This window comes from Streptomyces sp. NPDC007162 (assembly GCF_040634175.1).
Lineage (GTDB): Bacteria > Actinomycetota > Actinomycetes > Streptomycetales > Streptomycetaceae > Streptomyces.
In genome coordinates this window covers 1-7,739 of the sequence record NZ_JBEYFC010000430.1, presented here as the reverse complement: position 1 = coordinate 7,739, position 7,739 = coordinate 1, and the positions used below count along the sequence as shown (strand labels likewise).

Genomic DNA, 7,739 nt, shown 5'->3' with positions numbered 1-7,739 from the left:
GGACGCGGCCCTGCAGTTCGGGGTGGGCGTGGGTCTGGGCGAAGTGACCGGCCACAACCCGTGCGAGCAGTACCGCCCACCGCGCGGGGTGGGCGGCCCCGTCGAAAAACGGGCACTGCGTGTTACGGGCACTACGTGTTACTGGTGCCCCAGTCGTCCCCGCCGGCGCCCTGGCTGCGCTCGCGCAGCGAGCGGACGCGGGCGGTCACCGAGTCGGGCACCCGGTCGCCGACCTTCTCGCTCACCGTGTGGAGTGCCTTGCCGGCATAGACGCGGCCCTGCTGGGCGGCGGTCTCGGCGGTGTTGCGGACGGCCGGGTTCTGGGCGACCTGGCGGGCGGACTTCTTCAGCTGTTCGTAGCGCTCGCGTCCGGCACGCGTGCCGAGCACGTAACCCAGGGCGAGCCCGACGACGAACGTGAGCTTGTAGCGCATGGCGGCGACCCTTCCGGTGTGGGGGAGTACCGATTGGCGGAGCACCCCCCTGCTTGCGCTAATGTATGTGTCGCAGCGAGCGCCCGCCCCCTGGCGAATACCCAGGGAGTCACGTTCGATGCAACGAGGCATTCCTCCGTAGCTCAATTGGCAGAGCAGCCGGCTGTTAACCGGCAGGTTACTGGTTCGAGTCCAGTCGGGGGAGCATGCTGAACGAGGACCCCTGGTGGGGTCCTTTTTCATGTCCCCGGGAACCGCCGGGACTGCGCCGATGTCCTCAAGGTCATGAACGTCGCAGTTCGCCGACCAGCCGAAGCAGGAGATCGTATGAGCGGCTATGCTGCGGCAGACGGCGCGCACACTTGTACGCGACACGCCGCTATGGGGCGGTAGCTCAGCCGGTTAGAGCAGCGGACTCATAATCCGTCGGCCGTGGGTTCGAGTCCCACCCGCCCCACCACTCGCTGTGCGAGGAGAAACCTTCTGACCTGCGGTTCTGCCGTACCAGGTGTGTGGCTCCATTGGTTGGGTGGAGTCTTGTTGGAGTCCGACCGGCCTCAGGGGCCGAGCCAGGGGCCAACGGTTGTCCATTGTGTAGCGTTTTGTGATGCGCGGGATGTCCGGCATGGGGTGTCCGGCACTGGCCTCGGGTCCGGGCAGGGCGATTCCGTCGAGCTTGCCGTCCTTGGCGCCGACGGCGATTGAGGTGAACCGGTTGCACTCATCTGGACGCGTCGGCCGAAGTCGTCGGGCAGTACGGTCCGCGCTCGGTCGGGACGTCGGCACGGTCTCGATCCCGATGCGGCAGACGGCACAGGGACTGAACGGCCACCCGTGCACGACGCCGACGCGTACGGGGAGCTCCGTACGCGTCGGCGTCCCTTGCGGTACCAGGCGATGCGTCAGCCGATCGCCAGCTTGTTCTTCCAGCCGATGCCGTCGCTGTTGCCTACGATCTCCGTACCCGAACCGCTGAGGGCCGTACGGCTGCCGCTGTAGAAGCGCACGGTGCCGTCCACTCTGAGCGTCCAGATGTCGGGGATGCCGTCCCCGTTGGCGTCCGGTGTGCCGAAGAGCAGCCTGATGCTGGAACTGCCCCAGCCGGAGGCACCGTACTCGGTGTCCACCCCGCCCGAGGAGGCGGCGGCCGAGGCGAGCGAACCGACGTCGACCCCGCCGGTCGCGGTGTCCTTGATGCCCTTGCGCAGCAACAGCCGTCCGCTGGCGTCCGAGCGGTAGACGAAGTCGGTGACTCCGTCACCGGAGACGTCCTGGGCGGTGACGAGGTCACGATCGGTCCAGGCCGATGCGGACAATCGTCGAGCCTCGTCCACCGTGGCGCCGTTGTACCCGATCAGCGCCCACAACGCGTCGCCCACCGTGAGGAAGAAGTCGGGTTTGCCGTCGCCCGTGGCATCGCCGGCCGAGATGATCTGGGTGATGGCGGAGGGATCCGGTGCACCGGCGGGGAGCAGGATCTCATGGCGTTTGCCGATGTCGACCGCTCCGTAGCCGTCGCCCGGGTACACCCACAGCTTGCCCGCGCGCACCGCGATCAGGTCCTGCAGGCCGTCACCGCCGTAGACGTCACCGAGGTGGGCGACGAGGCTGTTCTTCCAGTAGCTGGAGGCCGGCCGGGAGTACAGGGGCAGGTCGTCACCGTTCGGGTCCTTGTCGCTGTTCTCCTGGTAGGCGCCGGACATGGAGTAGCCGAGGGCGCCGGTGCCCTTGGAGCCGTCGACGGTGCCCTTGTCCGGGTACATGCGCAGGTTGCCGTTGGCGTCCACGACCATGAGGTCGGGGAAGCCGTCGCCGGTGAAGTCTCCCGGCGCGTCTGCCGTGTCGCGCGGGGTGACGTAGAAGAAGTACTTCCGCGGGTCGGACACGTTCCCGGCGTCGTCCACGGCACGCACGTAGAGCACATTCGGCCCTGCGAGCGGCGGCTTCGCGCCGGAGTAGGTGGACAGGGTGGAGGTGGCGGCGCCGTTGGTGCGCGACACGGAACCGGTGTACGAGGCGGAGTTGTAGCCGTACTCGTACTTGACCACGTCGGTCTGTGAGGCCTTGAAGCTGAAGGACCCCGCCGTACCGAACTTGACGGTGGACCAGGTGGAGTCCTCGTCCGCGTTGCCGAAGCCGTCGTCCTTCGTGTCGGCGTCGGGGAAGGTCGTGGAGGTGACGACGGGCGGCGTGGGGCGGGAGCTGTCGAAGACGAATCGGCACGGTGTTTTCGACGGCGAGTAGCTTGAGGCCGTCCCTCGCTTGTCCACCGCCTTGACCCGCCAGGAGTACTTGACGCCGTTCTTCAGCCCGCTGGTGGAGAACGGGTCGGTGTGTACGCGGGCCGAGTCGGTCTGACTGCCGACCGTCACCTTGGCCTTGCTGCCCAGCAGGTTTCCGCTGCCGCCGGTCGGCCACAGCTCGAAGCGCAGCGAGTCCAGGTTGGCGTCCTTGTCGCTGCTGTTCGCCCAGAAGGTGATGGAGGACGCGCCGACGTTGACGTAGGGCGAGGTGGTGTCGCAGGACAGGTCCGGGTCGAGGTCCAGGTGCGAGGGGGTGGCCGGCGGGCGGTTGTAGACCAGCTCGACGTAGGGGTCGTTGCCGCCGTCCGCCTGGAACTTCTTCCACGAGTACGCCGAGTCCTCGTCACCGGCCCGGAAGCCGATGGTGAGGGTGTCCCAGCTGTGCGCGATCGCCTTCTGGGCGGCCGCCTTGACGTCGAACGCCTCGTAGTCGTCGGGGCAGCCCGAGGACTTGTAGCCGTGCGCGAAGCTCTTGCTGGCGAGCTTGTTGCCCGCCGTCATCTTCGGGGCGTTGCGCCAGGTCGTCTTGTTGCTGATCGCCCCGGTCAGGTACACGTTCATGGTGCGGGCGGTGCACGACCACGAGTAGGTCTCCAGCGCGTGCAGCTTGGCGCTGATGACGGTGGCGCCCTTGAGGTCCGGGTTCCAGTCGATGCTGAAGAACGACCGCGAGGTCCCCCAGGTGTCCGACTCGAAGCCCACGCGCGCCTCGTGCGTGCCCTTGTTGAAGTTCCGCCCGTTGTAGAAGTTTGCGTTGGGGTGCCGGCTGTAGGCGGTGGTCCAGTCGTTGGTGTGCTTGCTGACGGACGGGTCGATGAAGACCGGGTAGACCGTGTCGGGGTCGGTCAGGAAGTCCTGGTCCGGAGTCAGGGACCAGGTGGAGCCGTCGAGGTCCGCCGTCACCAGGGTGCCGCGGGAGTCGGGCTGCGGGCCGGCCAGCGAGGGCAGGTCCAGGGTGGCGGCCGCCCCCGTGTGGGGCGGTTCGGGAGAGGGCTCCGCGGGAACGGACGGTGCGGCGCCCTCGCTCTCGCCGGACGAGGGGGCGGGAGCCTCGTCGGTCGCGTCGGGCAGCACCTCGTCGTCGACATCGCCGTCGTCGCTGTCGTCGACGGAGTCGCTGGGCTCAGGGGAGGCGGTGGGTGACTCCGTGTCGTCCGGAGCGGCACTGGCGTCGCCGGACAGGCTCTCGGCGGCGGTCGGCGACGCGCTGCTGCCCGCCTGACCGTCGGTCAGGGCAGGAGTTCCGGAGCTGTCCCACATCAGCGGCGTAGGTGAGAACGCCGCCTCCTCGCCGTCGGCGTCCCGGCCGCTGACGATGCCGGTGGTGGGGTCCAGACCGAAGGTCAGGTCGGGGGAGGTCAGCCCGTAGGTCAGCTGCGCCACCCGTGGATCGGCCGCCGCCTGCCGGGTCTTGACCACGAGCAGTTGGGCGAAGCCCCCGTCGTCCGCCGTCAGCACCAGGTCGGCGCCGGGGATGATCTCCGGGTACAGCGCACGCGAGCCGTCGATCACCGGCGTCGGGATGGTGCCCGGCCAGGTCAGCTGGACGGTGTGCTCGCCCGTCGTGAGCGTCACCAGGGGGGTGCCGGTACCGGAGGCCGCGGTGACCAGCGAGACCCTGCGCACCCCGGCCCCGCGGTCGGCACGCGCGGAGGCGGCGCGGGAGCCCGCCGAGAACGTGAGGCCGACGTTGGTGCCGCGTGGCGACCAGCCGTGTCCGGTGCGGACCAGCGTGGTGTCGATCGGCTGCCAGCGGCCGTGGGCCTTGGCGCGGACCGGTGTGGCGTGCACGCGTCGCTGCAGCAGCCCGTCGGGCCGCGCCCAGGTCGTCTCGTACGCCGTCCGCAGTGCCGTCACCTCGACCGGCCTGCCAGACCTCGCCGCGCGCGACGAGGCCTCAGCCTCGGTGACCGGTGCGGCCGCGCGGGCCGGGCGGTCGGCGCCGGAGTGCCGGTCTCGGCCGGTGCCGGCCAGCCCGGCGTACGTCAGGCCGCCGACCGTGGCCAGGGCCACGACTGCCGCGACCGCGGCCCGGCGGGCGCGCGAGCGCCGCCACTTGCTGGTCATGAGCGAGTTTTCCTTCCCCCCTAGGGCAACGGGTGCAGATCATGACCTACCCGAAGGCGCCCGTCACGCCTGTGACGTGGACTTCCGGCCGCAACAGGGCTCCCATGGCGTCGGAGTGTCCCGTTTGGTATTCCCTTGACCGGTACATGGTGTGATCATTACCACACGTACACAGGGAACTCTGGATTTCTTCATGACATGACCACAGAATCTGGCCGATCTTGAAGTGGCTTCACCTGCGGTCAACTCAGGCGCCGCTCCACCTTTGTTTCGGGTCGACCGGGGGATTTTCGACGTGCCCTTCTTCCTGTCCGCGCACCGTCGCAGACGCCGTTCCGCCGTGCTTGCGCCGGTGGCCGCGGCAGTGGCGCTTGCCCTGCTGCCCGCCCAGGCGTACGCCTCGCCACCGGATCCCACCACCGCCGACGCCCCACGCGAGGACGTCGACCTGGTGAAGCTCGCCGACGACGAGGCGGTCGCCGGCACCACCCGGGACCCCGGCCTCGACAGCATCCGCGCGGACCAGCCCACCGAGCAGACCGAGGCGCCGTCCGGCACCACCACCCCGGCCCCGTCCGGCACCGCCCTGGTCAACTTCGGCACCGGCACCACCGGCCAGCAGGCCGCCCTGCGTACCGGCGGCTCCGCCACCGCCACGCAAACCGACTACGTGCCCGCCGGCACCCTCCCGGTCAAGCTGGGCCCGGCCCCCGACGCCCCCGCTCCCAGCGGCACCTGGCAGGTCGGTGTCTTCGACCGCGCCGCCCCCGAGGCCCAGGGCGTGGACGGCACCCTCGTCAAGGTGACCGCGCCGGCCACAGGCTCGGTGCCGGTCTCGCTCCAACTGAGCTACAAGACCTACGAGAACCTCTATGGCGCAGACTGGGCCTCCCGGCTGCAGTTCGTGCAGTTCCCCGAGTGCTACCTGACCACCCCGGACGTCGAGGAGTGCCAGCAGTACACCGAGCTGGACACGGTCAACGACGCGGACACCAAGACTGTGACGGCCACCGTCGACACCGCGGCCGACGGGACGATCGGCCAGGCCGCCACGAGCAGTACCGGCTCCGGCGTCGTGCAGGCCTCCTACGCGCAGCCGGTCGCCGCGAGCGGTGACAGCGCGGTCGTCGGAGCCGTCGACTCCGGTTCCGGTCCGGCCGGCACCTTCAAGGCCACGCCGCTGACGACCGACGGCAAGTGGGCTTCGGGCGACTCCTCCGGCGCCTTCACCTGGTCCTATCCGCTCCAGGTGCCGCCGGCCCCCGCCGGCCCCCGGCCGGAGGTCTCCTTCGATTACAACTCGCAGACGGTGGACGGCAGAACGGCTACTTCCTCGCCCCAGTCCTCCTGGATCGGTGAGGGCTGGAACTACGACCCCGGGCACATCGAGCGCCGCTACCGCACCTGCAAGGACGACCGCGAGGACACCGCCGCGGGCGCGCCCAACAACAAGGACAAGAAGTACAAGACGTCCGACCTGTGCTGGGTGTCCTACAACGCCGTGCTCTCGCTCGGCGGAAGAACCACCCAACTGGTCCGGGTCGGCGAGACCGACAGCTATCGGCTGGAGAAGGACGACGGCACCAGGGTCGAGCTGAAGACAGGCGGCGACAACGGCGACAACAACGGCGAATACTGGATCGTCACCACCTCCGACGGCACGCAGTACTACTACGGCCTGAACAAGGTGGGCGGCGGCCACGCCGACACCGGCTCCGTCTTCACCGTCCCCGTCTTCGGCAACCACCCCGGCGAGCCCTGCCACAAGGACGCCTTCGCCGACTCCCGCTGCACCGCAAGCGACGGCACCAAGCAGCAGCAGGCCTGGAGCTGGGGCCTGGACAAGGTTGTCGACGTGCACGGCAACACCATGGTCGTCACCTGGCACAAGTCGACCAACTACTACGCCGTCAACAAGAAGTTCAAGTCGCCGGAGAAGTACGTCCGCGGCGGCTACCCCGACACCATCGAGTACGGGATGCGCCCTGGCAGCCTCACCAGCCCTGCCGCGAAGATCGTCTTCGACGCCGTGCAGCGTTGCGTGGAGACCGACGGCTCCTGCGCCGCCGACAAGTTCGACGACACCAAGAACCCGGCCTCCTATCGCCCCTGGTGGGACAGCCCCGGCAACCTCAACTGCAAGTCCGACTCCAAACTGTGCCCCGCCTTCCCGTCCTTCTGGATCCGGATGCGGCTCGGCAGCGTGACCACCTACGCCGCCCGCCCCGGCGGCACCGGCCTGGCCCGCGTCGACACCTACACTCTCCACCACTCCTTCCCACGCGACTGGTACAACACCTCCCCCGGACTGTGGCTGGACTCCATCACCCGCACCGGCTACGCGCCCGGCGACACCAACGGCACCCTGCTGACCACGTCCGGCGTCAGCTTCGGGCCGTACGTCGTCAGCAAGGACGACCCGCTCGGCGGCTACCTCAAGGACCAGCAGCTGCCCAACCTGGTCCCCCGCTACAAGGGCGACCCGCGCCCAGGTTTCACCCGGCCACGCATCGGCACGGTGTCCACCGAGAACGGCGGTGACGTCGAGGTCGTCTACCGCGGCGGCTGCCGCACCGAGCCGTCCGTCGCCCCCGCCGACAACCACGGCACCTGCTACCCCGTGCGCTGGTCGCCGGACGCGGAACAGGCCAAGCCCCCGCTCGCCTGGTTCAACAAGTACGTCGTCGACTCGGTCACCGAGACCGACAAGATCTCCGGCGTCTCGGACCGCGTCACCACCAAGTACGCCTACAGCGACGCGTCCTGGAGTCAGGACGACGACGAGCTCACCAAGCCCAGCCTGCGCACCTACAGCGTCTGGCGCGGCTACCAGAAGGTGTCCACTTACCGCGGTGCGAAGAACGGCGGCACCACCGTAGGCGTCCCGCAGACGGGACTTGAGCGCGGCCGAGGAGAGGGCGGCCGTCTCCCGGAC

2 protein-coding genes, 2 tRNA genes and 1 pseudogene are annotated in these 7,739 nt (G+C 69.2%); 3 read left to right on the top strand and 2 right to left on the bottom strand.

The annotated features are described in order from the left end of the window. Window positions 1–131: 131 nt before the first annotated feature. Complete coding sequence (locus ABZ646_RS34990) at window positions 132–434, bottom strand: YtxH domain-containing protein (protein WP_360528126.1); 303 nt, start codon at window positions 432–434, stop codon at window positions 132–134. A gap of 132 nt (window positions 435–566) precedes the next feature. Here ABZ646_RS34990 and ABZ646_RS34985 point away from each other — a divergent pair. Continuing rightward, window positions 567–639: transfer RNA gene (locus ABZ646_RS34985), tRNA-Asn, on the top strand. Between the two features lie 178 nt (window positions 640–817). After that, window positions 818–894 (top strand) — tRNA-Ile (locus ABZ646_RS34980). A 442-nt stretch (window positions 895–1,336) separates the two neighbouring features. On the opposite strand, the gene ABZ646_RS34975 is transcribed toward ABZ646_RS34980, so the two are convergent. Beyond that, window positions 1,337–4,804: a DNRLRE domain-containing protein gene (locus ABZ646_RS34975; protein WP_360528123.1), complete on the bottom strand. Its 3,468-nt coding sequence runs from the start codon at window positions 4,802–4,804 to the stop codon at window positions 1,337–1,339. Window positions 4,805–5,156: 352 nt separating this feature from the next. On the opposite strand from ABZ646_RS34975, the pseudogene ABZ646_RS34970 reads away from it, so the two are divergent. Next, window positions 5,157–7,739: pseudogene (locus ABZ646_RS34970) on the top strand (hypothetical protein); the annotation flags it as partial.